Here is a 23808-nt window from a genome sequence, read left to right as displayed (position 1 = left end):
ACCCCTAGCGCGCCACAGCTTCCAGGCGCTGCGGTTCGTGGTTTGGAACGAAGGGGGCGTCCAGCCTGCGCCTGCCCCACAGCCGGCGCCTGCCCCTGAGTGAAAGCTCCATCTCCTCCAGCGCCAACGCCGCCTCCCGTCCGGTGGGGCGGTCCGCCGGATCGGCAGCCGTCATGGCGCCCAGCAGCAGAACCCAGTCGGGCCCCAACTCGGCGGGAATCACCGGGTCGCGCAGCAGCCGGGCAACCGCCGCCTCCAGCGGCGGACCGGGAAAGGCGGGCTTGCCGGTCAGGCACTCCAGCAGCACCAGGCCCAGTGAGTAGATGTCGCTGGCCGGGCCGGCCGGCTCGCCCTTGGCCTGCTCCGAGCTCAGGTAGGCGGCGGTTCCATAGATGCCGTCCTCGCGGGCATCTTCGGAAATCACGACGGCGACGCCGAAGTCGGTGAGTTTCGCCCGGAGGCGGGACGCGTCGTCGTCGTAATTGAACAGCATGATGTTGCCGGGCTTGATGTCCCGGTGGACCACGGAGTTGCTGTGGATGTAGGAGATTCCCTCGGCCAACTCGTGGCCGACCTGGGCCACGTGGCGCGGCGGCAGCGGCCCCTCGGCCAGTCGCGTCCGCAGGTCCGCGCCCTCGATCAGCTCCATGACGAGGTAGATCTGCGGGTGTCCCGCTTCCACCCGGTCGATGCCCGCGTCCAGCAGGATCACCAGGTTGGGGTGGGTCAGCCGCGCCAAGAGCTTGATTTCCGCGTCATCGCGGTGGAACTCTTCCTCGTTCATCGAGGGCCGCTGGATGACCTTGACGGCCACCTCGCGTCCCAAGACTTCATCCTCCGCCCGATACACCCGCGCGCTCGCGCCGGTGCCGACAAGTTCCTTGAGCCGTTACCGTCCGCCCAAGTGCATGCCGGACGGATCTGAATGAGGCGTACTCGTCAACGTCTCCTGCTTTCCGGCTGTCCTTTTGACAGCATACTTAGCATCGTAAGGGTGCCGGACGCCAGAAAGTTGCCTCAAGCGATCGGTAGTCCGAATCGTTATCGGCAGGCGGCGGGAAAGGCCTGCCCGGTGCCGGCCCGGTGCCGGCGGCCGCTCCGAGCAAGGCCCGAGGCTCCGGCGAAGCTGAGTCCGCCGGCGGCCGTCCCGAGCAGCAGCCAAATCCTGAAGCCCTAGCTGTGACCCACCTCACGAGGTGTAGCGTGGAGCGTACGCCGGAGCATCAGTGGAGGGCATCATGGCACGCGAAATTTATGATGATTCCGAGACGACGGTCAAGGATTTTCTTCACGGACTGGCTGCCGACAGTGCGGACATCGAGGCGTTCCTGAACGCAGTGGCTCGATTGGCGGTGCACAACCTTTCCCGGCCCGGCGAGGAGCTCCTGAGCGGTATCACGCTGCTGCGCCATAAGAAGGCCGGCACGGTCGCCAGCAGCAGCGATCGTGCGCAGAAGATGGACGAAATCCAGTACGCCTATTCGGACGGACCCTGCCTGCGCGCAGCCCGTGAGCACACGGTTGTCCATATCGCCGAACTGCAGGTCGAGACCAGTTGGCCTGCGTACACCAAGGACATTTTGGCCCAAGGGATCCGGTCCATCCTGGCCGTGCCGATCCCGCTCGAAACCGGGGACAGCGCCGGGCTGAACCTCTACTCCGATCAGCCGCGGAGGTTCGACGCGGACGCCCTCAAGGCCGCCGAGCAGTACGCGCACCAGGCCTCCCAGGCACTGTCCCTGGCCGTCCGGCTGGCCCGCCACCGGGAGACCGAAGCGGACCTGAAAGCGGCGTTGGAATCCCGGACGACCATTGCCGTGGCCGTCGGGATCATCATGGGCCAAAGCCGCTGCAGCCAGGACGAGGCGTTCGCGATGTTGAAGTCCGCCTCCAATACCCGCAACATCAAACTCCGTGATCTGGCGTCCGACATCGTAGCCTCTACCGGAGCCCCCTCGGCCGAAACCCACTTCGACAAATAGTCGGCATCCGCATCGCCCAAGCCCTTGAGCAGCACGTGATGTTCTTGTACCGTTGGGTCCGGTTAAGCAGTTGGCCATCGATCCACTCATATGGAGCGCCGATCATTGGTTCACAAACTGCGTGTGCTTGTCAGGCTTGATATCGACCGTGTCTCAGCGGTCATCGAGGTGGGCGGATGCCTGACCGCCGACAGCTGCACAGCCCTTCTACCTCTTGTCCAACGCATGGATCGCCTGGCCCACGGAATGGGGGTCACGGTCGACCTGTCCGACGCGCAGCACATTGAGCGCCGCGGCCTGGAGATGCTCGAACGCTTCAGCGCCGGAGAAGCAGTTAATGCGACGCAGGCTGCGCCCTTCACCGGCACGTTGGCGATCGCCGTCCCGGCGGATCTGCCGGAGTGCCCCGCCCTGCCCGTAGGCCGGGCCCGATTCCAGGGGGCGGCATGAACAGCATGACGCCAACGTCCGGGCCCTCGCCGTTCCCCCGTGACCTGTCGGTCCTTTCCGTGGACCAGCTGCTGACGCTTAGCAACCAATGCTTCGAGCAACTGGACTGCGAACACCCGACGCGGGATGCGTTCGTCCAGTACTACGTGCTCACCGCGGAGCTCGAAGTCCGGGACGAAGCTGTGGAAGACGGTGACAAGCGAAGCCGCCTTGGCGCTTAGTCCTCCAGCCACGCAGGTGTGAACAGCAGGTTCAGCCCCTCGGAGACGGTGGGGTGCGTGATGATGGCGTCGCGCACCGCGGTGAAGTCCATTCCGCCGATCATCGCCATCTGCAGCACCGCGATTGCCTCGCTGGCCCCAGTTCCCAGCAGCGCGGCACCCAGGATCTTGCCGGTCTTCCGGTCGAGCACGGCCTTCCATTCGCCGTCCAGCTGACCGAGGGTCCTAGCGCGGGGGATCGCGCTCACGGGCATCCTGGCGATCCGCACATTATGGCCGGCGTCCCGGGCCTGTGCCTCCGTCATCCCCACCCTGGCGAGCTCCGGCGTCGTAAAGACGGTGTAGGGGATCAGCCGTCCCTCGGTGGACCGGGGCTCGCCCTCGCCCCGGGCGGCGGCCAGGTTGATTTTCAGGATCCGGTAGTCGTCGTAGGAAGCGTGCGTGAACTGCGGCGAGCCGGCCGCGTCGCCGGCGGCCCAGACGCCGTCGGCCGTGGTGCGCAGCTGCTTGTCCACTTGAACGAAGCCCTTGTCCGTCAGCTCTACGCCAACCTTTTCCAGCCCCATCCCGTCCGTCATCGGCCGGCGTCCCAGCGCCACCAGTACGTCGTCCGCGGTGACGGTCTCACCGGTGGACAGGGTCACGGTCACGCGACCGTCGGCGGCGCGCTCGATCTTCTCCGCGGACGCCTCGAGCTTCAGTGTGATCCCGGCGTCGGTGAAGTTCCCGGCCACCAGCTCGGCCACGTCGGCGTCCTCCCGCGGCAGCAGCTGCCCGGCGCGCTGGATAACCGTAACCTGCACGCCGATGGTGTTCAGCAGGTCGGCGAACTCGCAGCCGATGTAGCCGCCGCCCAGGATCACCATGCTCGCCGGCAGCTGCTCCAAATGCAGCAGGGTGTTGCTGGTCTGCACCCTGGATTCGGCCAGGCCGTCGATGTTGGGCAGGGCCGGCTCGGTGCCCAAATTGAGAACGACGTCGGTGCCGCGCAGGAGGCGGGTGCCGCCGTCGTTCAGCGCGACTTCCACGGTTTTCTCGGCCACGAACTTTGCCTCGCCCAGGATAAAGTCCATGCCCGACCCCGTGAACAGCTTCTGCTGCCCGGCGACCATGGTGTCCACCACGTCCTCCTTGCGGTGGCGCAGCAGCTCGAGGTCCATCCGTGGCTCCTCCGCGCCCGCCACGCCGAACTCGGCCGCCCGGCGCACGGTGTCCAGCACCCGCCCGGACTGGATGAGGGTCTTGGTGGGAATGCACGCCACGTTGATGCAGGTGCCGCCGACCATCGCCCGCTCCACCATCGCCACCTTCTGGCCGGACTTGGCCAGGTCCATCGCCAGCGACTTGCCGGCCTTCCCGCCGCCGATCACCAGCAGGTCGAAATCCTCGGGTTCCATATCCATCCTTCCCTCGGGTTGCTTGCACGGCCCATGCGCTATTCACCGGGCACGCCGTCGCCCGCGGCGCATCGTGCCGCCTTATGGCCACCCTACGCCGACCGGCGTCGAGCGTTCCCGCCCTGAGGCGGCCTTACGGGATCTCCTCCGGCGCCGAATCTTTGCGAGGTTCGAGGGTGTGCCGCGAGTCTTTGCGCCCGGCGGTTGTCTTGTCCCGGGTGGTGAAGAACACGCCGCACATCACCAGGGCCGCGCCGAGCAGCTGCATGCCGCTGATGCTCTCGTTCAGCAGCAGATACGCACCGAGCATGGTGAAGACCGGCACGAAGTTCAGGAACACGGACGTCTGGGACGCCCCGAGGACGGCAACGGCCCGGTTGTACAGCATCAGGGCAATCACCGACGGAAAGACGCCGAGGTACACCAGGCCGGACCAGTGGCCTCCGCCGATCTGGGGGACTCCCACGATCAGCCACTCCGCCGCCATGACGGGCAGCAGGATCATGACCGACAGTCCGGTCATGACCAGGACCGCCCCGTAGGACGGGAACAGATGCAGATACTTTTTCACCGCGACCGAATACACCGCCCAGGACACCGCGGCCGCTGCCATGATGGCATCGCCGATGTTCCAGGACAGGTCTGCGAGGCTCATCAGCTGCCCGTTGGTCACCACCCACAGCGCCCCGCACATGGAGAGCACGACGCCGAACCACTGGACCGCCCTGAGCCGTTCGCGCAGCAGCCAGAAGCTCAGGGCCACTGTTGCTGCCGGAACCGATGCCTCCAGCACGGAAACGTTGGTGGCCGAGGTGAATTGGAGGGCGGTGTAGATCAGCGTATTAAAGAGGGCGACTCCTGTGAGCGTCAGCAGCAGCAGCGGTTTGCGGTGCTGGAGGAACAGTCGACGGGACTGCCAGGCGCTGCGGTATCCCAGCGGGAGCAGCACCAGGAAGGCAATGAAGACCCGGAAGAACGCGATGGTCAAAGGCGGCAGGTCGCTGAGCGCTTTGCCGGTCAGGATATTGCCGGCATAGAAGATGACCACCAGCAGGAGGAGGAAGTAGGCGCGCATTCTCCTCCTTGGGTCGGTTTCCGGCGCTTGTCCCACACACCCTACGTGCTAAACACTGCGCCGGGCCGCAGCCTGGTGGCGTCCGGGGGTCTTGGGTTAGTCAAGCGGCGTGCCGGGGCGTCCGGAGCCGGGACAGCAGCCAAACCGTCCGGGGGAGGGAGCAGACGATGGCCAGCGTCAGTGCCGGTACAAGGGCGGCACCGACGTCGGGAAGCTGGCGGATGATGACGGCCAGGTAGGTTTCGAACCGGGCGGGTGCGTAAACGAATCCCAACCAGACGAGGAACGCGTCGAGGGCCAGGGCCCCGGCGGCCCAGAGCACAATCACTCCACGGTACCGGGCCATGCCGACCGGGTCGTTTCCGCGCGTGCCTGCGGAGCTGGCTCCGGCTGTGGTGGCAGGGCCGCCGCGGCGCGGGCCGATGCGTTTCCGCGCCAGGACGTGGAGCGCCAGCGCCAGGCTCGCCAGCTCGGCGAGCAGCAGCGCCAGGGCGACGGCCCAGCCGTACTGCTGCAGCCAGTCCTCGTCTGCGTCTAGGGGTTCGGGAGGCTGTCCGTGGAGAATCCGCAGGACATTGCTGTCCAGCGCCTGCAGCCGGGACGGCGCGGACGTGTCGTTCCCGTTGATCAGCAGGGCAAGGCCCAGCCCGGAGGACGGAACCATGGCCTGATAGGTGTGCGTGTTGCCCCATTCGCCTTGATGTTCCAGCAGCAACGGCAGGTCGCCGTCCCCTCCGGGCGGGGCGTCCGGGGGTGTGGATTCCAGCAGGGGGCGCGCAAACCATGCCATGGCATACCTTTTGGACTCGTCCACACGGACCCGGGGCGTCAGCAGCGTCCCAACGCTTTCCGGCCGGAGGATTTGGCGGTCCAGGTAGGCGCCGCCGTGCAGCAGGGCGATCAACTCGTGGCCGAGATCCTGGGCCGATGAGTACATGACGGTCGAGGGCATCCCCGTTACCGCGGCCGGCACGTCCGTCTGTCGCCACCAGGTGCCGAACCACAGTGAGTAGCCCGACGCCAGGTTATCCGCGCGCGCGGCTGCCCGCGTGGTGTGGCTGTTGGCCATGTCGAGCGGTGTGAACACCTGGTCCTGCATGTAGTCCCCGAAGGGCTGGCCGGAAACGGTCTGCACCAGGAGGCCGAGGACGTTGTAGTTGGCATCGGAGTAGGCGAACGTTGCCCCCGGCGGGTTGGCCAGGCTGGCGTCGGACAGATCCCGCACGCCCTGTTCCAGCGCTGCAGGATCCTGGGTATCCGATGCTGCGTAAGCCGAGCCGTCTGCCGTGGACAGCCCGCTGGTCTGATGGAGCAGGTGGCGGACTGTGATGGCCGCCGCGCGGTGGTCACGCATGCTGAACCACGGCAGGTAGGTCCGCACGGGTTCGTCCAGCTCCAGCAGGCCGGCCTCCACCTGCTGCATCACGGCGATGGCGGTCAGGGATTTGCTGGTCGACGCCAGAAGAACCGGCGTCTGGGCGGTCATGGGGCGCCCCGAGTCATCGGCGCTGCCGAACGCCGCCTGGTGCACTAGTCCGCCGTCTCTGATGATGGCGAGGGAGACTCCCGGAATCCCGAGGGCATCAATCTGGTCTTGCAAGTAGGCATCAACCGCCGCGAAGGCCGGGTCGGGCGCGCCGCGGCCCGGGACCGGGGGCGCAGGTGCCGCTGTCGCGGCGGCTGCCGCGACGCCGTCCGCAGGCGCCGCAGGCCAGGTTCCCAAGGCTGCCGGGCAGGTGCCGACGGCGAGGAGGCAAGCAGCCGCACAGGCGAGGGTGAAGGCGGTCCGAAGCTGCAACGGCGTCCGCCCCATCCGTTCGCGGTTGTTGCCCATGCCCGCTCCTGCGGTTCGGACTGCGGTTCATTCACCGTAGAGGCTGGCGCCTGAGAGCACAATGGACCGACAAAACTCGTGGCTCCCACGAGGCCGGGCGAGGAGGACCCCTCGCTCAGACCGCGGGCCTCAGGACCGCCGGGCCGACGTCCATCCCTGCTGGTGAAGCTTCTCGAAACCGTCGAGGAGGAGGTCCAGCGCGAACTCGAACTCGAACTGGTCGTCGCAGCCCTGGCCCACCACGGACCCCTCGTCGTGGGCGCCCGCCATGGCGATTTCGGCGATATGCGGATACCGCTCGGCCATCACGCGCAGCATCTCCGGCGGAACGTCCGCGGGCGCGCTTTGGGAATCGTCGAACAACTCCTGGGTAAAACCCCACATGCGGCTGCCCAGGGCGTGCATCACGTGGTGGGTGAGATCGACCGAGAATCCACCGGCCCGGAACATGCCGATCACCGAGTCCATGTACTCCAGGACAACCGGCGTCTTGTTGGTGCGCGACTCGAGCACCTGGCGGGCCCACGGGTGGCGCAGCAGGACCTCCCGGGCGGACAACACCCGCTCACGGACGGCGTTCCGCCAGTCCGTCCCGCCGGGCCGCGTCTCGATCTCGCCGACGATGACGTCAACCATGCCGTCGAGCAGTTCTTCCTTGTTGGCGACGTGCTTGTAGAGGGCCATCGGCACCACGCCCAGTTCCTGGGCCAGCTTGCGCATGCTCAGCGCGTCCACGCCGGCTTCGTCGGCAAGAACGACGGCGGCGCTCAACACCCGCTCCCTGTTCAGCGGGGTGCGGCGTGCGGACTCCACCTGCTGAGCCATCAGGACCACCCTTTCTGACGGCAGATATCTCTTGACAAGTGTACAACGTACACCTAGCTTTAGATCACGAGGTGTACGCCGTACACCCAAGACTTGGGGGAATCAACAATGGCTGCAGAAACCATCGCCGTCACCGAGGCCTCCGGGCGCCGGCCCCGCGGCCGCTGGCTCATACCTGCCGGCTTGATCTTTGTCAGCCTTATCCCGGTCATCTTCGGATCCATACGCGTGGCCGAGCTGACCGGGGGAGCGCCGGTGACGCCTGCCAACGAGCGGTTCTTCGACTCGCCCGTTCCCGTGCTGATCCACATCCCCGCGGCCATCGTCTACAGCCTGGTCGGGGCCTTCCAGTTTGTGCCCTCGCTGCGCCGCGGCAAGCGGAGCCGGCGCAGCTGGCACCGCATCGCCGGGGTTGTCCTCATCCCGGCCGGCCTGCTCGCTGCCCTCTCCGGCCTCTGGATGTCCGTCTTCTATGACCTCCCGCCCGACGACGGCGTCATCCTGCTCGTCCTTCGACTGGTGTTCGGCACGGCCATGACGGCGAGCATCATCCTGGGCATCCTCGCGATCAAGCGGCGCAACTTCGCCGCCCACGGTGCCTGGATGGCCCGCGGCTATGCGATCGGAATCGCCGCCGGAACGCAAGCCCTGGTGACCATCCCTTGGATCCTCCTGGTCGGCCCGACCAACGAACTGAGCCGTGCAGTGCTCATGGGGGCGGCCTGGCTGCTCAACCTTGCCGTCGCCGAGTACTTCATCCGCCGCCGCGCCCGAAGGTCCCTGGCTCCGGAATCGTGACGGGTTCGTGGACATATCTAGCAGGTGGTCACTGCGATCTCAGCACTGCGCTGACCATATCCTCGTACGACGATAGGCCGAGGTCGCCGTGCATGGCGGTGATGGTCACGGCATGACCGCTGGAGGAGGACTGACTGTGTGTGCTTCCCGGTTTCGGTTGCTTCGGCACGAACTTATAGGTTTGGTTGCCTTCCTGGATCTCCGTGCCCGCGAGGTCGTGCAGCCGGTGTGCCTCTTTCCGAGTGATCCGCAAGTGCGTGTGCAAGTCCTGAGCGAGGGCACCATTGACCGCCTCTTCGATCCGGCGAACGGACTTGCGTCGCGCGGCAAGACGCAGAGGTACCCAGGAAAACAGCACGAGGATGAACACAAACAGGGAGACGTCCACGCCACTTCCGGTTACCAGCGCAACAATTACCCATAGGAGTGAAATCAGCACAGCGGATCCGAGCAGACAGCCTCCGCACGATCCGATAGCTACCGGGACCTCTACAGTTGCGGTAACAACTGGGTCTGGCGCGCCGTTGCTGGCTTTCTTCATCGCCACTCCTTCAATTCGGCGAGGGCCTCCGCTTCGCGCGCCAGCCGCAGGGCTTCCCGGAACTCAGGTAGTTCTGTGTTGTGGATCGCCATAGGTGGGTCGCCCAGTGCAGCGAGTGACGCCAGATGGGCATGGCCATCCGCGAGCTTCTGGGCAACGTCGAGACGGTCTCGTGCATGGATCAGCTCGTTCCGCACGCCTTTGAGCTTGTCTCGGCGTTCTTCTTCTCGTTGGCGCCGTTCGCGCCAATAGTCCCGAGTCCGTTCAGCGGTCCGGAACATCCTCTCTCCGGTCTCAATGAGTCCTAGGACACGGGGATCAGTGGTGTCTGCAGCCCGCAACTGCTTCAAGCACTTCTCATAACCGGCCGCGATAGAGGCGTAGTGTCTTTCGGTTTTGATCGCGCTCTCAACCGCAGGACTGAGTTTGGCTGCAGTTCGGTCGATTGCCCCTACCACCGAATCAAGCCGCTGCCGGATGTCGACGTAGTTGTTCACCTCTCGTGGGCTCCGAGCCATTGATTTTCCCCCAACTCAGTAACTACCGCTTCGGATGAGAACCACGTACCGGAACCCTATGAAAACCATCCGATGTCCATGTGCGGTGTGCAGTCGGTTCTGCGCCTTCGCCTCAGCACAGGAACCCTAGAGAAATGATCACATTAGCCTGTGACGATTTCTACTCAATTCCCTCTTCGAATACTTGCTCAGGTCTGGGAGCAGGGACTCATTCTTCCAAGCAAGGTTCCCAAACACACCATTCGTATCCGCAGTGGTCATCCATACACTGCCAATCTGCGCTGCCCGGCTCGATGACGCAACCGGCCCTTATTACCTTGGGCTCCGGACCATCATCGGAAGGTATCCACATGCCGTGGACAACTGGCCAGGCTTCGTGGCTGCAGCGCGGGCACGTCGTCGTACCGTCGCCAGCCACCACCGGCGGGTTTGTCTCAACGGGGGCCCACACTGCTCCGGCAGCACGCAGTTCGTCGAGGGTGACGTCGAGCAATTCCGCGGCGGTGTCCATAGGGACACCTGCCTCGCGCATGGCCATGACACGGGACCAGAGCGGGCCGTTTCTGAAATCTCTCATGCGGCCAACCTAGCGGTCAGCACAGACCGTTTGCCTTCTGAAGGCGTTCGGTTCATCGTCCGACATCCACCGTTGTCTCTTCAGCGTCGGGCAGCGCCGGAGACCAAGGCTCGGCTCGTTTCAGCGCTGCCGCCAGCGTCGTTCCACCTGCGTCAGCCAGCAAGTCCATGTCACCGACCACCACCAGCAGGCTCCTAGCTCGGGACAGGCCCACGTAGAGCTGCTCCGGCGCACGATCCAGCTCCTTAAAGCCATTGGCGCAAAGGATAACCACCGACCTCTCCAGTCCCTTGAAGCCGAGCACATGGCCGTAGAACTCTTCCTCATTAGCGTGGAAGTTCTGCCAGTATTCAGCGATCTCGCCACTATCGAAATAACCCTGGTGCACCGGATGGCGGTGTCGAGTGGTCAATAGTGCGATCTGGTTGTTGGCCCAGCCTTCTTCAATCAGCGCATCGACACAGTCACCGGCAACATCCAACGCTTCGTCAACTTCGCATTGGACGAAGCGTACGGGCAGGCCCGTACCACCTCGTGGCTTGAAGTAGTCTCCGGCGAAACCCTTGAAAGTATCGGCAATGCGTCGAGTGTTGCGCAGGTTCTCGTCAATGTGGATCGGCACGAAGCTGCTGATCGGGCCTGCCACTCCGTCCGCCCCCGGGCCGGCCCAGCGGCGGTAGACATCCTGGCGGTCGTCCATGAACGCATAGGCCTCGCCCGCTTCGGGATCTTTGAGGCAGGCGAGCAGCGCCTCCCACCACAGCGGGGCAAAGTCCTGCGCTTCATCGACGACGACGGCGTCCAGCTTCTGCTCGTGCGGCAAGTCCGCAGCCAGTTCCTTGAGCAGGCGCGGCATCTCTTCATCAAAATACTCCTGGCCCGACCCATCCGGAACGCCAAGAGCGCGCACGTACTCATGGAACTCGCCAGTGAACACCGGCTGTGCCTGGCGCCAGCCTGACGTCCGGCCCTGCAAGTACTGCCCGAGCCCCTTGTTGTAGCAGAAAAGGCCCACACTCTTGCGTTCCCGGCACAATCTTTTGGCCTTCTCCACAGCCAGCCATGTCTTGCCGCTCCCTGCCCCGCCGGCAAACCGGATCCTGGTTAGATCACGGGTTGCGGATAGCAGCACGGACTGTCGTTCCGTGAGCTGGTCCTGGCGGTCTTCCAACTCCTGGGCCTCCGCCGATTCCCTGTCGCTCAAGGGCAGGGTTCCGGTTAGGCGGACGATGATCCGTTCCATGTACGACGGCGCCAGAGAACTCGCGCCGCTGCCTTCGGTTTCGATGGCCCGCCGAATTTTCTCCGGGAGGTTGGCGAGGTCGTCTGCGTCCAGCACGAGTGAGCGTGGGCATCCGGCCATCGACCAGTCCTGAGGGACATTCGTGTACGGCAAACAGACCATGTACGCGAAGCGGCTCGACAGCTGGGTCCCGAGCTGTTCTCCGATCCACGTTCGGAAGGCGTGCATCGAGGACTGCGACTGCGCGACGGGGCTCTGGATCTTGTGCCTTCCGGCCCTGTCCGACTGCCACCACTGCCCCTCCTCAATGCTGACCAGCCCACCCTTGACCTCGATCGCCGCCAGACCAACACCTGGCCACAGGACCAACAAATCGATCTCGTGCTCAGCGCGTCCGTGCCGCACGTGCACAGAATGTGCGAGCACGACGTCGTCGGGCAGGCTTTCCCGCAGCTTTGCCCAGACCGCCTGCTCCGCCGAAAACCCGTCCCCGAACTCCGGCTCTTCCGGAATGCACCTAGCCATGTTGCGAGCCTACGATTCCGCGAGCCCGATGAATGCACCGAGCTCTGCCAAGGCATGCGGTTTCTTCGGCAGGTAATGAGTCAACCGGGGGGAGCGGATGAGGACAGCACGCCATTTGGCTCGCGAGACTGCGACGTTGATCCGGTTTCGATTCAGCAGGAAGTCCATGCCCCGCGATGCCGAGCGAGGTTCGGAACAGGCCATGGAGACAACCACGACGGGTGCTTCCTGACCTTGGAACTTGTCCACGGTGCCTACCCTCGTATCTACGAGCCCAGCATCATCGAGATACTGCCGGATGAGTTCAACTTGAGCGTTGTAGGCCGCCACGACCAATATGTCTGCGGGCCCCAGCGGACGAGGCGGGGCGTCAGCTGACTCCACCCAGCGGAGCCCGAGGTGGGCCCGCACCTGACGAACCACCTCGTCCGCTTCTTCGCGTGAGGCAGTCGTTCGCTCGCTGTGCTGAACGTTCACGGTCTGCAGTCCTGCCGGTTTGCCGTCCAGCCGCCGCTCGGACGCGGCCTCGGCAGAACGTAGGCGGCCGCCGTAGGCCAGCCGCGACACGACCCGGCAGAGTTCGGGATGCATACGCCACGAACGCTCCAGAAAATAGCCGAACTGTTCAGGCAGCACCGCGTGGCCCTGGGCGAGCCAGCCTAGGGCGGAACCGTTGACCGGCGCCGGATGCTTGCCCTGCGAGACCTGCGGCAACTGGTTCGGGTCACCGAGCAGGAGGATCCGCCGAGAACGATGCGCGGCGGCCATGGTCATTGCCAGTGAGAACTGACCGGCTTCGTCGACAACCATGAGATCGAATTCGACCGTCATGCTGGGATCCGCGAACGTCCAGGCAGTGCCACCAGCAACGAGGCCGCCCGCTGTCTCGACATGGGCTCGAAAAGAATCACCGTCCGGCACTGTGGTCCACGCCCGTGCTCCGTCGGACTCCGGCTGCTTGATTACCCGATCTGAAGGGAGCCCGGCGCTAACGATACTGTCGAGCAAGTTTTCCACGACGGCGTGTGACTGGGCCACGACACCGATCTTCCACCCCTTGTCGACCAAGGCCTTGATGACCCGTGCCCCTACGTGCGTCTTGCCGGTGCCCGGCGGGCCCTGCACAGCGACGAAGGAGTCTTCGATCGATTCCAAGGCATGGACTATGGCGGAAACATGGTTGCCGTTCGGCGGGGGAGTGAGCGCTCCAGGAAAAAGATGGTTCGGAGAGCGCCGGCGCATGAGCTCAAAGACTGCATGCCGCGGCAGGTGCGAAGTGTCGTCGGCGAGCTGTTGAGCTAGCCCATTGATTGCTTCTTCAAGGTTGTTGGTCGGGAGCGGCATGGCAGGAGCGAGTGCCATGGGCAGGGCCGTGTACCCCGTCTTGTCCACTTCTTCGAAGACAACCGTCGCGGAGGTTCCCTCGCCGGGTTCTACTGAGATGATCTCGGTGTTCTGCAACGAGGCCCGAGCGTTCCGGGCAAGCACAGGGTTGTCAGAGAGCCGCTCTGGCCAGGGGATGTCAAAGATTCGCACGTAGCTTACGGTCCGCCTCTTCTGGCCGGCCAGCGTATAGCGCGAGCCGTCGGCTAGTCGCCCGGTGGCGCGTATCCGACGCCGCAGGCTCCTCTGTTTCCCGGTTTTCCCCCAATCGGAGAGTACCTCGCACTCATCTATCAAGAAGACGTTACGGTTGTCCTGCCAATCCTCGACGTCTTTGTTGAGCCGGTCGAAATGTTCTCGAAACGCGGTGTTCTTCTCTCGCCGATGGAAGGCCAGCGCCGCCTCGACGAGCGTCAACACCACTTCCTCCGCGGTCCGTTCCGGTGCTGCCGGCAGCGTCTCGACCAGCCTGCCCATCGTTAGCTCAAGCTCGCTGAGTGGTGTCGGCGGTTTCGGCTCCGGGTCGGTGGCCCCGCCGTCGTGCCCTTCGCTATCCGCATCTAAACCGCGCAGCCAGTCGCGCAGTCGCAACGTGGAGATGCAGTCCTCGCGGTTGTAATCCTCGATGTTCTTCCAAATCGCCTCCGCCCCGTCGAGGTCTTCGAGGGCGCGGGCGCGGCAGTACTCCTCGTACTGCTTCACTGATTCAGTCGCCGTAGCCACGTCTCCTGAGCGGAGTTCCTCTCCCATATAAAGCGGCTCTAGCTTTTTGATCGAGTACGACGGCGCGCCAACGCGGAGGCTGCGCTTGACGATGGTGAAGAGGTCCACCAAAACACCGTTGCGTAGCCAGTCGTCCACGGCCAACTCGCCGCCGGGATAGGTATGGGACAGACGTTTGAGAGCCGTCTGCTCGTAGGCAGCGTAGTGGTACACGTGCATGTCAGGATAATCCGCACGCCGTTTCTCCACGTACTCAACGAAATCGAGGAACGCTTGGCGCTCCTGCATGCGGTCATGGGCAGTAAACTTCGTGAAGAGCGCGGGAGCGTCGCCGACAGGTGCCTCAATCACACCGAACAGGTACTCGATTCCCCAGTCTCCGGTGTCCGGATCCTGCCACATGGGATCGCCTTCGAAGTCGAAGAAGATGTCCCCGGGTGAAGGTTTGGGGATTGCTCCAAGGGCGTGATCTTCGAGGATCCTGAAACTTGGTACTCCGTCCTTGGCCTCAAGCTGCATTTTCGCCTGGTCCACGAGGCGGGCGAGGAACTGGTCCTTGCCGGGATTGGCAGCCGCGAGATCGGCGACAGTGCGGATACCTTGTTTTAGGAGACGACGGCGGCGGTCGCCCCGCATGCCAGCAACTTGGTAGAGGTCGTCCTTGGCACCGATGGCCTCCTTGCAGTAGACGCACGTTCCGCAGACCATTAGGCCGTCGGTGAACCACTCGGCGACAGTTCCGATGTCGCGGTGCTGCTGGGCAGTGGTCACCAGCCGGTCGAACTGCTCACGGAAAACGGGTAGGAGGTCGTCCACTGTATGGCGGGATTCCTGACGGTTGCCGAGCACCAGAACCACCTCGGGTGCCACGTTGATACCGATCTCCAGCAGCTGGTCCGCGTAGCTGGCCAGTTGTAGCAGCGCCGTGGTCTTGGCATGCCGCGCGAGCTTTGTGTCGTAAACCGCGAAGGAGCCGTCGGGCTGCTTGACCAGGAAATCTGCCTTGCCATGGAAGGTGCCGTCGAAGAAGGACGCCTGGAAGACGACGTCGGCACCGGACTTAAGGGCTTCTACGGTTTCGGCGTGTTTGGCCTCATAAGCGTTGCGGGTTCCGGCCTTCCGAGCCTCTTCTGAGATCTCAGAGACGATGTAGACGCCCGTCCCATTGGTCTCGTCCCAAGCCCCGTACTGGTTGAGGTACTCCGCAAGGACCGACTGCTCGTGGACATCGCCGAGTTTGCTGGCGCGTTCCAGCATGGCATCGGTTAAGAAAACTGGCTTCTCCGACCATTTCAGTGCGACATCAAGACGACGCAGGAATCCAAAGTGGCATTCGCTGTAGCCCACCAGATCGCTGGCGGAAAATACGAGATCGTCTGCTCCGCTGCTGTTCGCTGATGCCAACGTAAACAAGGTGTTCCCCCCTTTTGCGCGGCCACCATTGACCGATTCTTAGATCCTACGGGCCGCTTCTGGCCAAACAGTGCTTATCCTCAATGACGCCTCCTGTAGGACCGCATCGAGAGCCCTACTCACCGCTAAACCGTCGCGGGGGAAGGATAGAATCTGGTCATCAAATCCTCGATGACAGCCGTGGGGGTGGCGCATGGAGTACATAGTGTTTTGGGTGGTGGCGGTCTTAGGGGTGTTGTGCGTTTGCATCATGTTGGGCAGGGGATCCAAGAAATTCGTGCAAAGCCCCTCGAAAGCGCAGAAAAAGCAGATATCTCCAGCGGGGGAGTACTCTCGGAGCTCAAATCTTCTGGCAACTGAACTGCAGTCCAAGACGGAGCGCAAAAGACGACAGCACCTCCAGCACGCAAAAAAATGGGAGCAAGAGTTTTTGGAGGCGCTGCCGCCTCACGAGCATCCCGACTACCTCGAACCGTCCCCTAAAGACGAGGTCATCAGTGTCACTAAAAGGAAATCGGATGGACGCGGGCCGAACACTCTGACAAAGATGCGCTCCGCCTCTGGAACTAGTTACCTCGTGATCAGTTCAAGTTATCCCGATGTGACCCATACGTTGAAACACGGCGAGTTCTCGCAAGACATCACCCAAACCTGGAATGACCTCCTAAAGCGAAGGACAGCGAAAGAAAAGCGTCGCGAGGCAGATGCTCCACGACGCAAAAAGGTTGCGCAGGAGAAAGACGCCAGGCATCGGCATGAGGAAAAGGAACGCAGGGAGCTATTGGCGAGACGCAGCAAGCCCTTGCCTCGTGCCCTGGTGCCCGAGGACGAACTGAAGCGCTTCTACGGCCGCGGCAAAATGGCCGACCCAATGTACTTCGGATATAACCGGTTCGAGATGCTAATTGATGCAAAGGAACCCGGGCAGTGCTCTTATTGCGGGAAGTTCAAGGCCAAGACCTCACTCGGCTATTACATCTGCAAAGGTGACTATTTCAAAGAAGGTGAGTGGTGGCACGAGGGTATGCTCTGATCTGGAATCCTCCCCCGGCAACAGCGGCGAGGCAGAGGGCGCATGGAGCGGCTCGACCGGCCAGCGAACTGCATCGATACGACTTGCGGTGCGCGGGACCACGTCTTGGGCCTGTGAAAACGTACGTCCGTCGCCCTCGACCTGTTCGCTACTGCAAACGGCTTACTGCCTGTGCGCCAGAGGACGGCGTTGCTACATTTCCGGTGGAGCCGTCGCCACCCGCCAGTCCAACATCCTGATATCCGGGCAGGCACGGCCATGCCGCAGGCCGTCGAGCACGGCGGCGGCAACGGCTTGAGACCCCGTACGCAGGCTGTTCCAGTTTGGACAGTAGGCATCCGGTGGCTGCCAGCCGGCCTCCTTCAGCCAATCGCCGTGCAGCGGCCAAGTATCTCCGGGCAGGTAGTCGTTGGAGACGATTTCGCACCAGTAACCGTCCTCGTGCAATCTGACCTGGGCGTACGGCGCTATGGCGTCGTCGCTAGACTCGCCGTATTCGATCATCACGAAGTCTCCGTCCTTAAGCCAACGAATCTCGTCAGCCACTGCCGCGGCCGCGGCCTGCCAGAAGACTTCCATCTCGTCGGGGTGGGGCTCGGTCTCGGCAGCAGCCGGTACGGGCTCGTCGAAGGGCCGCATGACGGTGCCGCCGAAACGTCCTTCGCCGGCACGGTAGGCAACACCATCGATGTAGGCGGTGTGACGCTTCGCCACCTCCAGACACGGGCTGCCGTCCTCATGATGGGCAGCTAGACCCGAGGCCGATAGTCCTTGTGGCGTCTCTTCGAATCCGTTGGTCAGAATGACCCTCCGACCAAGGACATCTGTGGCCCGTTGGAGGCAATCCCCGCAAAGGTAATTCCGCAGGATGAGATGCTGGGGGCGCTCGCCGCCGCAATGTGGGCACCGTGGGTCCGTGTTCGCTTTCATGCTGCCTCCCCGGAGAGCCGGCGCAGCGTGGCCATGAACAGCGGATTCGGGTTGGCGCCGGGCAGCACTTCCTTGACCTTCCCCAGTGCTTGCAGCGGTGTCATATCGGTCGCCAGTGCTCCGTAAAGGGCAGCAACGGTGGGGGTGCGGCTTTCCATCCGCACGCAGTGCAGCAGGACATGCTTGCCCTCGGAACGGAAAAGCGCGACGGCGGCCGCCGCCTCCCGCAGCACGAACTCCAGATGGGCGTTGGCCTCCGGGGCAGCCTCGTCCAGCAGCATGAACGCTGCATGGTCCGATGCGGGAACGCGGGCGTCCTGCGTACCGACGCGGGAGAGGGAAACGACGGCGTCGTAGTCGTCCCGGGCCAGAGCCGGCGCGCCGCCGAGGAGCACGCCGGGATCCAGCGGGTGTTCCACCACCTCGATTCGGGAGGAACTGATCCACCCCGAGTTGTCGAAGGTTTCCACGTCCGGCCAGCGGCCGGGCGTCCGTCCCTCGCCGCGGGCCAATTGGAACCCGACGCGCAGCAGGTCCCGTGCGTTGTAGCCCGGCCAGCCGTGCAGGTTCCGGCGCCACTCGAACGGTACCGCGGTGTAGCCGTAGGTGGCTCCGAGCAGCCCGCCGGCGATCGCGGCCACGGTGTCCGTGTCGTTGCCCCCGCGGACGGCCTCTTCCAGGGCGGCACGCAGGTGAGCCGGGCCGGAAGCTGCGTCCGCCGTCGTCGTGATGGCAGACCAAGCCCCTTGGAACGCCTCGACCACCCAGCCATTACGGGTGAAGTCTCGCGGGCGGCTGCGCTCGGCCGTTTCGATGCGTTCGAGCCAAACGGCCTTGCGATCGACAGGCAGCAGGGACAGTCCGGCGCGGACGTCCAGCTTGCCGGTAAGCACGGCCCGGCGGATGGCCACACACCAGAGAGCGCAGGCCTCGCCGGCCTCCGGATCGAAGTGGGTGAGGGCGCTCAGCTCTGCTGCCGCATCGAACAGTTCCTGCGGCGATGCGTCAAGATAGGCCAAGGCCAGGGGTGCCGTGCGCATCAGCGAGCCGTTGCCGGCGGAGCGGCCGGTGTTCACATGCACCTGCTCGGCGGAGGCCAAAGCGTCCGCAGCGTTCGGCGCAGTGCGTCCAGCGGCTGCGGCCAGGCGCTGGGCACCGTTCAAAGCGGACGACGTCATGACGCCCACGTCCCGGGCGTCGCGCGCCCAGTCTGCCCAGCCGCGGACGACCGCGTCCTTGGCTGCGCCGTCGAGCGTATGCCCCGGGGCGTCGAGCAGTGCCTCGGCGATGGCCAGCGCCATGGACGTGTCGTCCGTCCATTCGGCCGGCTCGAAGCCGAAGGGGCCGCCGCCGATCATGGCAACCGGGGTGCCTTCCGGCATCGGGGCGTCGAATTCGTAGCCGGCACCCAAGGCGTCGCCGGCGGCTTGGGCGACGAGAACGCCGGCGGCGCGGTCATTCTGGGCAGAAGAAAGGTTCATGTATGCCTCCAAAGGGCGGGTAGCGGGTGAGCTGGAGCGGTGTCTGCGGTGCGGGTCTTGCTAGCTAGCGATGAGAGTCAGCCAGTCATCATCGGGTGCCGAGTGTCCCAGCCGCTCAAATGCGCGAGGGCCGGATCCTGTCCGTACTTGGGTTCTAGGGCGGTGATGCCGCTGACGGTGACCGGTCCCAAGCTGTGGGCGAAGCCATGGGGCAGCGGCGGCAATTGGACCTCCATCAGCCGTACAGCCAAATCCCGCGCGGACTGCGCCGGAGTCCTGACGTCTGGCAGGGCGCCGGCGGTGAGCTGGATGTCCAGCCACGCCGCCTCCACCATGGAGCGGTAGTGGCTGCGGAACAGCTTGTGGCTGCCGAACAGCTCCAGCATCAGCGCCTTGCCGCCAAAACCGACGACGACGCCGCGTTGCCTGTCGATCGGCCGGGGCAGCCGTTCCAGATCCGGGCTTGCACACCGCGCGGCGTCTAGGTGGTGGACCAAGGAATCGGAGTCGGAAACCGTGTTCAGCCCCTGGTAACGCGCCACTCTTTCCCAAACACGACCCTGGGTTTCCGCGCCTCGGTCCGCCCGGTGCAGCTCGGCCCTGACGTTCAGCGGTGCGCGGCGGGCGGAGCGGCTGTGACCGGATGCGCCGCCCCAGCGGCCGTGTTCAACGCAGTAGGTGTCCACGTCCCGGGTCTCTCCCGGATCCAGGATCACGTCCCGGGCGCAGACACGGTGCTGGTGTCCGCCCTCGAGCAGTTCGCCTTCGAGCAGCAGTACCGGCTTGGTGTCCCGGTTGGTGACGGTTAGCTTTCCGACCTGCGGGCCTGAGGCGAGCTCGGTGACCTCCAGGTTCGCGGCAGCCCCGGTGGCAAGGCCAACCGTGCCCCGGCACTCGGCCCAGACCGGGAACAGTGTGAGCGGACCGAGCTGGCTGCCGCTGCCGATGTGTAGCTGTCCAATCTTCATGCGTCCCCCAAATCTTCCGCCTTACAGCCTCGGTTCACCCGGGCGGTTCAGCCGATTCTGACTTAATGCGCTTTCGCACTAAATCAACTATAGAGCAAGGTGGCGACTTTTGGCAATAGCGCATTTAATGGTTCCTGTGACTACAAAAGACGACGCAGCCAAGACCCTGACCGACCACCCTCGCCCCTCGGTGGCAGTAGACACCGCGCTGCTGACAGTTTTTGAAGACCGGCTTTGCGTCCTGGTGGTGGCCAGCACAGAGTCCAGGTCCGGCTGGGCGCTGCCCGGGACCTTCCTGCATCCGGGGGAGCGGCTGGCGGAAGCCGTGCTGCGCTCCCTGCGGGTCAAAGCCGGCATTACCGGCCGCACTCCGAAGCAGCTGCAGGTCTTTGACGACCCCGGGCGCGACCCCCGCGGCTGGGTGCTGTCCGTGGCGCACGTGGACGTGGTGCCGCAGGAGCAGCTCAAGCCGGCCGTAGCCTGCGACGTCGTCCGCCTGGTTCCCGTGGACGAGCTGGCTTTGCCAGGCGCGAACGATGGCGGGCTGCAGCTTCCGTTCGACCACCCTGCCATCGTGGGCAAGGCGCTGGATCAGGTCGCCAAAGAATATACCGACCAGCCGGATCCCGCCGGGCTGTTGACAAGGCCATTTACCCTGCGGGAACTCCGCGACCTGCATGACGTGATGCAACGGGAGACGCAGGACCGGGACAGGTTCCGGCGGAAGATGGAGCCGATCCTGGTGCCCACCGGCGAGATGACCGGCGGCGGCCGCGGCCGACCTTCGAGATTGTGGCAGCGTCCATAAAACTATGGACGGTATCCCCGGCCATAGGCGGACCACGTCAAGCGAAACGGTCTGCCTTGGGCATATAATCACAGCTGTATTGGATGCTAGCCAGAGTCAATTGCTTATGGTAAATTCCGCATACGTTACGGCGAGGCTGTGCTCACGATGCTCTATTTGAGATGCAGTGCAGGTCGACATGACGCGAGCCAGATTCCGAGACGCGACACCAGGGAGTGGCATGAGCACTTTTCGTCAAGGATATTGTCCGGCCTGTGGAGAAGAGTTTCGAGTCGACGCAGGAGCCCGGAAAATTCCCGATCACTTTCGTGAAGGCGTAATGTACTGTCCGGGTGCAGGAGTCGTGGCCAGGAAATTACCCAAGAAGAAGCCGAAGACGCCAGCGAAGCCTAGTAAACCGCTGGTGGTTTCCGGCAAACTGGGCGAGGAACCGGCCAAACATGAGGCCGCTCCGCAGGAATCCGCACCGCCTGATCCTATATGGGTCCCTGGCCAAAGATTTGTGAATTCAGGCCAATATGACACGTGTACGGATGAAGAACTGCTAAGGCGGGACCAAGCCGGTCAGGACTGGGGGCGCGGAGGCCCAACTATATCCATTCCTTTCGGAGGTATGGGACGGCGACGGCGCTAGACCCGATTTGCCATTCTCAAGTTACATCACACCACTGAAACTTAACTGCAGCACAAGTCATATTCGTCAGGTAAGACTATTTCCTTCCGGCGGATGAGGTAATAGCGTCGGTCTGCTCAGCACCTTCATCTAACGGGATTTTTGGCTGTTTCATTCGTTCTATTCATACACACGTGTCTTCGACAGTGGCTAGGCGAGGCAGCGGGCGAATCAATACCTGTTGATTGGCTGCTAACTAGTTCTGCCGACTTGTCCCCCTGTTATTCATACCTCTAAAGCCAGCTTTAGCTAGAAATGCCGACGTTTCGAAAGGGGAACGGTGTAGATCGGATAGTTCGTATGCCGATCCCCTTGCCGCTCATGTACGGCTAAAGCCACTCTGCACGGATTGCGCCTTGGCTCCCCCGGATGTGGCTGACCACCGCCGTTTCCTTGTTGAATAGTTCCGTGACGAACAGAGGTCAGGCATTCAGGGCCCTTTCATAAGCGGTATTTTGTGCTTATGGGCGGTTGTTCATGGGCAAGCACGCCTGCCACCCGCAGAGTGATGCGGAGCAACAAGTCCCGAGACACGGTTCCGGAACTCTAGGTAAGGCGCGACGCCCACGCACTCGGGCTGCGGTATCGCGTTGGCATCAAAACGACCACTAACCTTGCGACGGACGACCGACATGGTCTTCCTCCGGATCAACGTTGCCGTGTTCACCGATGGGTGCTTTTGGCATGGTTGTCCCGAGCATCACAGGGAACCAAAATCAAACGTCGACTTTGGCAGCAAAAGATGGCGCGCAACCGTCAAAGGGATAGGGAGACTACCGAACTCCTGGAAGCTGCGGGCTGGACCGTCCTGCGATTTTGGAGCCACGACCCCGCGACAAGGGTCGCCGAGACTATCCGTGAAACCGTCGAATAGCGGCGGACCGGACATCCGCCCTGATTTATCCGGGCCTCCTGGTCAGACCGCGACGACGATCCCCACTACTCTGTCGCTAGCGCTTGCTATTCCTAAGCTTGACGGTGGCGACTTGGCTCGAGTTCTCGCACGGTTTCCGCTATCGTCATTAGGCAAGCAAGTTCAAGCTAGTAGGAGCAATCCGTGTCGAGTCCGTCGTCCTTCAAGGTTGCAGCAGGGCGCCGGAACTTTCACTCCAGGATGACTGGTTCCATGGGATGGCGTAGAGCGATTGAGGCCACGGCTTCCGAGCGATCATGCTGGAGAAGAGCAGCCTCCCGTGGATTGGTCCAGCATGCGTGATGCCCCGATCCTTAGCCTCTTCGCTGGCATCGGTGGGTTCGAGCGGGCCTTCCACAATGCCGGGTTCGCTGGAAGCGTGTTCTCCTACGAGAACTGGCCCTCGGCGCAATCCGTTCTCACAACACGGTTTCCGTCAGCCACACTGTTCGAAGACGTACGAGGACTGCGCCCCGACCTTCACAACGCTGAGATAGTTACCGCTGGGTTCCCTTGCACGGACCTTTCGCCGGCAGGCAGACTTGCTGGCATAGCCGGAGATGCCTCTGGCCTCATCATTGGCGTCCTGAGCGCAATCCAGAAGCAGCAACCCGAGTGGGTCCTGCTGGAAAACGTTCCGAACATGCTGCGCCTCAAGGGAGGTGAAGCAATAGCGATAATCGGAGGCATGCTTAGCGACGCCGGCTACCGCTGGTGTTATCGCGTGCTCGACTCTCAACATTTTGGCGTAGCCCAGCGGCGGAAGCGTGTATTCATCCTTGCCAGCCGCCACCAGGATCCGGAACGTGTTCTGTTTCGGGATTATTCAGTGGCTTCAGATGCCAAACAGAGCGCTACGGGTCGAATTGCCAAGGCGCACGGCTTCTACTGGACCGAGGGAAATCGAGGCGTCGGTTGGGGTAACGGCATTGTGCCGACAATCAAGGGATCGACGACCGCCGGAATACCCTCCGCCCCTGCTGTCTGGCTGCCGGGACAGCCCATCGAATTGCGGTTCAGGACGCCGTCCATTGAATCTCTGGAGACCCTCCAAGGATTCCGCCCACGCTGGACCCGCGCTGCGCCTACACGGGATCGGTGGAAACTGGTCGGCAACGCAGTGGCTGTCCCGGCCGTGCAGTGGATCGCAGAGGGCCTCCGAGATTACGACCAGTTGAGCGGCGTCGACTTAATGATGGCACTCGATGTGAAACACGGTTGGGGTACGGCGGGAACGTCCATCGACGGGCATGTTCGTTGTCTTACAGCATCTGAATATCCGATAACGGGCGCGTTAAGTCGAACCTTCACTCTTCATAGGCTCCTCAAGGAAAGGGGCTCAAACGCTCTCTCTGCCAAGGCCACGCGGGGGTTTGCGTTGCGACTGTTAAGAAGCAATCTTCGCTACCCAGACTCCTTCATGCGAGACCTGACGGAGTACGCGTCCCTGTGATGTCGGGGCTTGTGTGTATAAATAGTGGGAGTATCAACAAAATC

The 23808-nt window shown here is 63.3% G+C and carries 19 protein-coding genes and 1 pseudogene; 8 read left to right on the top strand and 12 right to left on the bottom strand.

Going from position 1 to position 23808, the window contains the following annotated elements; all coding sequences use genetic code 11:
- Positions 1-4: 4 nt before the first annotated feature.
- Positions 5-874, bottom strand: a pseudogene (locus tag AC5RVD_RS08035) (serine/threonine-protein kinase); the annotation flags it as partial.
- A 364-nt stretch (positions 875-1238) separates the two neighbouring features.
- On the opposite strand from AC5RVD_RS08035, the gene AC5RVD_RS08030 reads away from it, so the two are divergent.
- From AC5RVD_RS08030 to AC5RVD_RS08020, 3 genes are all read left to right on the top strand, one after another.
- Entirely contained in the window at positions 1239-1982 is a 744-nt protein-coding gene (locus tag AC5RVD_RS08030) for an ANTAR domain-containing protein (RefSeq protein ID WP_494126617.1), read from the top strand.
- Positions 1983-2087: 105 nt separating this feature from the next.
- Complete coding sequence (locus tag AC5RVD_RS08025; RefSeq protein WP_494126616.1) at positions 2088-2432, top strand: hypothetical protein; 345 nt, start codon at positions 2088-2090, stop codon at positions 2430-2432.
- Positions 2429-2653 carry a hypothetical protein gene (locus AC5RVD_RS08020; protein ID WP_494023500.1) on the top strand — a complete coding sequence of 75 codons (225 nt, stop codon included), beginning with the start codon at positions 2429-2431 and terminating at the stop codon, positions 2651-2653. Before AC5RVD_RS08025 ends, AC5RVD_RS08020 begins: the two co-directional genes overlap by 4 nt.
- On the opposite strand, the gene AC5RVD_RS08015 is transcribed toward AC5RVD_RS08020, so the two are convergent.
- The 4 genes from AC5RVD_RS08015 to AC5RVD_RS08000 form a co-directional block, all read right to left on the bottom strand.
- Positions 2650-4050, bottom strand: coding sequence for a dihydrolipoyl dehydrogenase family protein (locus tag AC5RVD_RS08015; RefSeq protein WP_494126615.1), 1401 nt, complete (start codon positions 4048-4050; stop codon positions 2650-2652). The genes AC5RVD_RS08020 and AC5RVD_RS08015 overlap by 4 nt on opposite strands.
- A 133-nt stretch (positions 4051-4183) precedes the next feature.
- Positions 4184-5125, bottom strand: coding sequence for a DMT family transporter (locus tag AC5RVD_RS08010; RefSeq protein ID WP_494126614.1), 942 nt, complete (start codon positions 5123-5125; stop codon positions 4184-4186).
- A 100-nt stretch (positions 5126-5225) separates the two neighbouring features.
- Positions 5226-6959 carry a serine hydrolase domain-containing protein gene (locus AC5RVD_RS08005; RefSeq protein ID WP_494126613.1) on the bottom strand — a complete coding sequence of 578 codons (1734 nt, stop codon included), beginning with the start codon at positions 6957-6959 and terminating at the stop codon, positions 5226-5228.
- Positions 6960-7088: 129 nt separating this feature from the next.
- Complete coding sequence (locus AC5RVD_RS08000; RefSeq protein WP_494126612.1) at positions 7089-7784, bottom strand: TetR/AcrR family transcriptional regulator; 696 nt, start codon at positions 7782-7784, stop codon at positions 7089-7091.
- 108 nt (positions 7785-7892) lie between these two features.
- Between AC5RVD_RS08000 and AC5RVD_RS07995 the strand changes: the two genes are divergently transcribed.
- The gene (locus tag AC5RVD_RS07995) at positions 7893-8582 is read left to right on the top strand and encodes a DUF2306 domain-containing protein (protein ID WP_494126611.1); all 690 of its coding nucleotides are present in this window, start codon (positions 7893-7895) and stop codon (positions 8580-8582) included.
- Between the two features lie 28 nt (positions 8583-8610).
- On the opposite strand, the gene AC5RVD_RS07990 is transcribed toward AC5RVD_RS07995, so the two are convergent.
- The 4 genes from AC5RVD_RS07990 to AC5RVD_RS07975 all read right to left on the bottom strand — a co-directional run bounded on the left by AC5RVD_RS07990 (position 8611) and on the right by AC5RVD_RS07975 (position 15505).
- Positions 8611-9123 carry a hypothetical protein gene (locus AC5RVD_RS07990; protein WP_494126610.1) on the bottom strand — a complete coding sequence of 171 codons (513 nt, stop codon included), beginning with the start codon at positions 9121-9123 and terminating at the stop codon, positions 8611-8613.
- Entirely contained in the window at positions 9120-9620 is a 501-nt protein-coding gene (locus tag AC5RVD_RS07985; protein ID WP_494126609.1) for a hypothetical protein, read from the bottom strand. Before AC5RVD_RS07985 ends, AC5RVD_RS07990 begins: the two co-directional genes overlap by 4 nt.
- A gap of 650 nt (positions 9621-10270) precedes the next feature.
- The gene (locus AC5RVD_RS07980) at positions 10271-11986 is read right to left on the bottom strand and encodes an NERD domain-containing protein (RefSeq protein ID WP_494126608.1); all 1716 of its coding nucleotides are present in this window, start codon (positions 11984-11986) and stop codon (positions 10271-10273) included.
- Positions 11987-11995: 9 nt separating this feature from the next.
- The gene (locus AC5RVD_RS07975) at positions 11996-15505 is read right to left on the bottom strand and encodes a TM0106 family RecB-like putative nuclease (protein WP_494126607.1); all 3510 of its coding nucleotides are present in this window, start codon (positions 15503-15505) and stop codon (positions 11996-11998) included.
- A gap of 193 nt (positions 15506-15698) precedes the next feature.
- On the opposite strand from AC5RVD_RS07975, the gene AC5RVD_RS07970 reads away from it, so the two are divergent.
- Positions 15699-16538, top strand: coding sequence for a hypothetical protein (locus AC5RVD_RS07970; RefSeq protein ID WP_494126606.1), 840 nt, complete (start codon positions 15699-15701; stop codon positions 16536-16538).
- 192 nt (positions 16539-16730) lie between these two features.
- Here AC5RVD_RS07970 and AC5RVD_RS07965 read toward each other — a convergent pair whose 3' ends face one another.
- From AC5RVD_RS07965 to AC5RVD_RS07955, 3 genes are all read right to left on the bottom strand, one after another.
- The gene (locus AC5RVD_RS07965) at positions 16731-17252 is read right to left on the bottom strand and encodes a TY-Chap domain-containing protein (protein ID WP_494126605.1); all 522 of its coding nucleotides are present in this window, start codon (positions 17250-17252) and stop codon (positions 16731-16733) included.
- Positions 17253-17464: 212 nt separating this feature from the next.
- Positions 17465-18949, bottom strand: coding sequence for an ADP-ribosylglycohydrolase family protein (locus AC5RVD_RS07960; protein WP_494126604.1), 1485 nt, complete (start codon positions 18947-18949; stop codon positions 17465-17467).
- Between the two features lie 77 nt (positions 18950-19026).
- Positions 19027-19917, bottom strand: a complete 891-nt coding sequence (locus AC5RVD_RS07955; RefSeq protein WP_494126603.1) for an ARPP-1 family domain-containing protein — start codon at positions 19915-19917, stop codon at positions 19027-19029.
- A gap of 127 nt (positions 19918-20044) precedes the next feature.
- Between AC5RVD_RS07955 and AC5RVD_RS07950 the strand changes: the two genes are divergently transcribed.
- The 3 genes from AC5RVD_RS07950 to AC5RVD_RS07940 all read left to right on the top strand — a co-directional run bounded on the left by AC5RVD_RS07950 (position 20045) and on the right by AC5RVD_RS07940 (position 23764).
- A complete protein-coding gene (locus AC5RVD_RS07950) occupies positions 20045-20725 on the top strand; it encodes an NUDIX hydrolase (RefSeq protein WP_494126602.1) in 681 nt (226 codons plus the stop codon).
- Between the two features lie 1415 nt (positions 20726-22140).
- Complete coding sequence (locus tag AC5RVD_RS07945) at positions 22141-22272, top strand: DUF559 domain-containing protein (protein ID WP_494126601.1); 132 nt, start codon at positions 22141-22143, stop codon at positions 22270-22272.
- 334 nt (positions 22273-22606) lie between these two features.
- On the top strand, positions 22607-23764 hold the full coding sequence (locus AC5RVD_RS07940) for a DNA cytosine methyltransferase (RefSeq protein ID WP_494126600.1): 1158 nt from the start codon (positions 22607-22609) through the stop codon (positions 23762-23764).
- Positions 23765-23808: the final 44 nt, after the last annotated feature.

Source organism: Arthrobacter sp. THG-b23 (assembly GCF_059091265.1).
The sequence above is the reverse complement of the archived record's forward strand: the minus strand, read 5'-3'. Positions and strand labels throughout refer to the sequence as shown.

What these genes read in the sequence shown, in the direction of transcription:
- AC5RVD_RS07990 (WP_494126610.1), bottom strand. Translation starts at nt 9,123, where the DNA reads ATGAAGAAAGCCAGCAACGGCGCGCCAGACCCAGTTGTTACCGCAACT.
- AC5RVD_RS07980 (WP_494126608.1), bottom strand. Translation starts at nt 11,986, where the DNA reads ATGGCTAGGTGCATTCCGGAAGAGCCGGAGTTCGGGGACGGGTTTTCG.
- AC5RVD_RS07950 (WP_494126602.1), top strand. Translation starts at nt 20,045, where the DNA reads ATGGTTCCTGTGACTACAAAAGACGACGCAGCCAAGACCCTGACCGAC.
- AC5RVD_RS08010 (WP_494126614.1), bottom strand. Translation starts at nt 5,125, where the DNA reads ATGCGCGCCTACTTCCTCCTCCTGCTGGTGGTCATCTTCTATGCCGGC.
- AC5RVD_RS07945 (WP_494126601.1), top strand. Translation starts at nt 22,141, where the DNA reads ATGGCGCGCAACCGTCAAAGGGATAGGGAGACTACCGAACTCCTGGAA.
- AC5RVD_RS08015 (WP_494126615.1), bottom strand. Translation starts at nt 4,050, where the DNA reads ATGGAACCCGAGGATTTCGACCTGCTGGTGATCGGCGGCGGGAAGGCC.
- AC5RVD_RS07960 (WP_494126604.1), bottom strand. Translation starts at nt 18,949, where the DNA reads ATGAACCTTTCTTCTGCCCAGAATGACCGCGCCGCCGGCGTTCTCGTC.
- AC5RVD_RS08020 (WP_494023500.1), top strand. Translation starts at nt 2,429, where the DNA reads ATGAACAGCATGACGCCAACGTCCGGGCCCTCGCCGTTCCCCCGTGAC.
- AC5RVD_RS08005 (WP_494126613.1), bottom strand. Translation starts at nt 6,959, where the DNA reads ATGGGCAACAACCGCGAACGGATGGGGCGGACGCCGTTGCAGCTTCGG.
- AC5RVD_RS07955 (WP_494126603.1), bottom strand. Translation starts at nt 19,917, where the DNA reads ATGAAGATTGGACAGCTACACATCGGCAGCGGCAGCCAGCTCGGTCCG.
- AC5RVD_RS07970 (WP_494126606.1), top strand. Translation starts at nt 15,699, where the DNA reads ATGGAGTACATAGTGTTTTGGGTGGTGGCGGTCTTAGGGGTGTTGTGC.
- AC5RVD_RS08000 (WP_494126612.1), bottom strand. Translation starts at nt 7,784, where the DNA reads ATGGCTCAGCAGGTGGAGTCCGCACGCCGCACCCCGCTGAACAGGGAG.
- AC5RVD_RS08030 (WP_494126617.1), top strand. Translation starts at nt 1,239, where the DNA reads ATGGCACGCGAAATTTATGATGATTCCGAGACGACGGTCAAGGATTTT.
- AC5RVD_RS07940 (WP_494126600.1), top strand. Translation starts at nt 22,607, where the DNA reads ATGCGTGATGCCCCGATCCTTAGCCTCTTCGCTGGCATCGGTGGGTTC.
- AC5RVD_RS07995 (WP_494126611.1), top strand. Translation starts at nt 7,893, where the DNA reads ATGGCTGCAGAAACCATCGCCGTCACCGAGGCCTCCGGGCGCCGGCCC.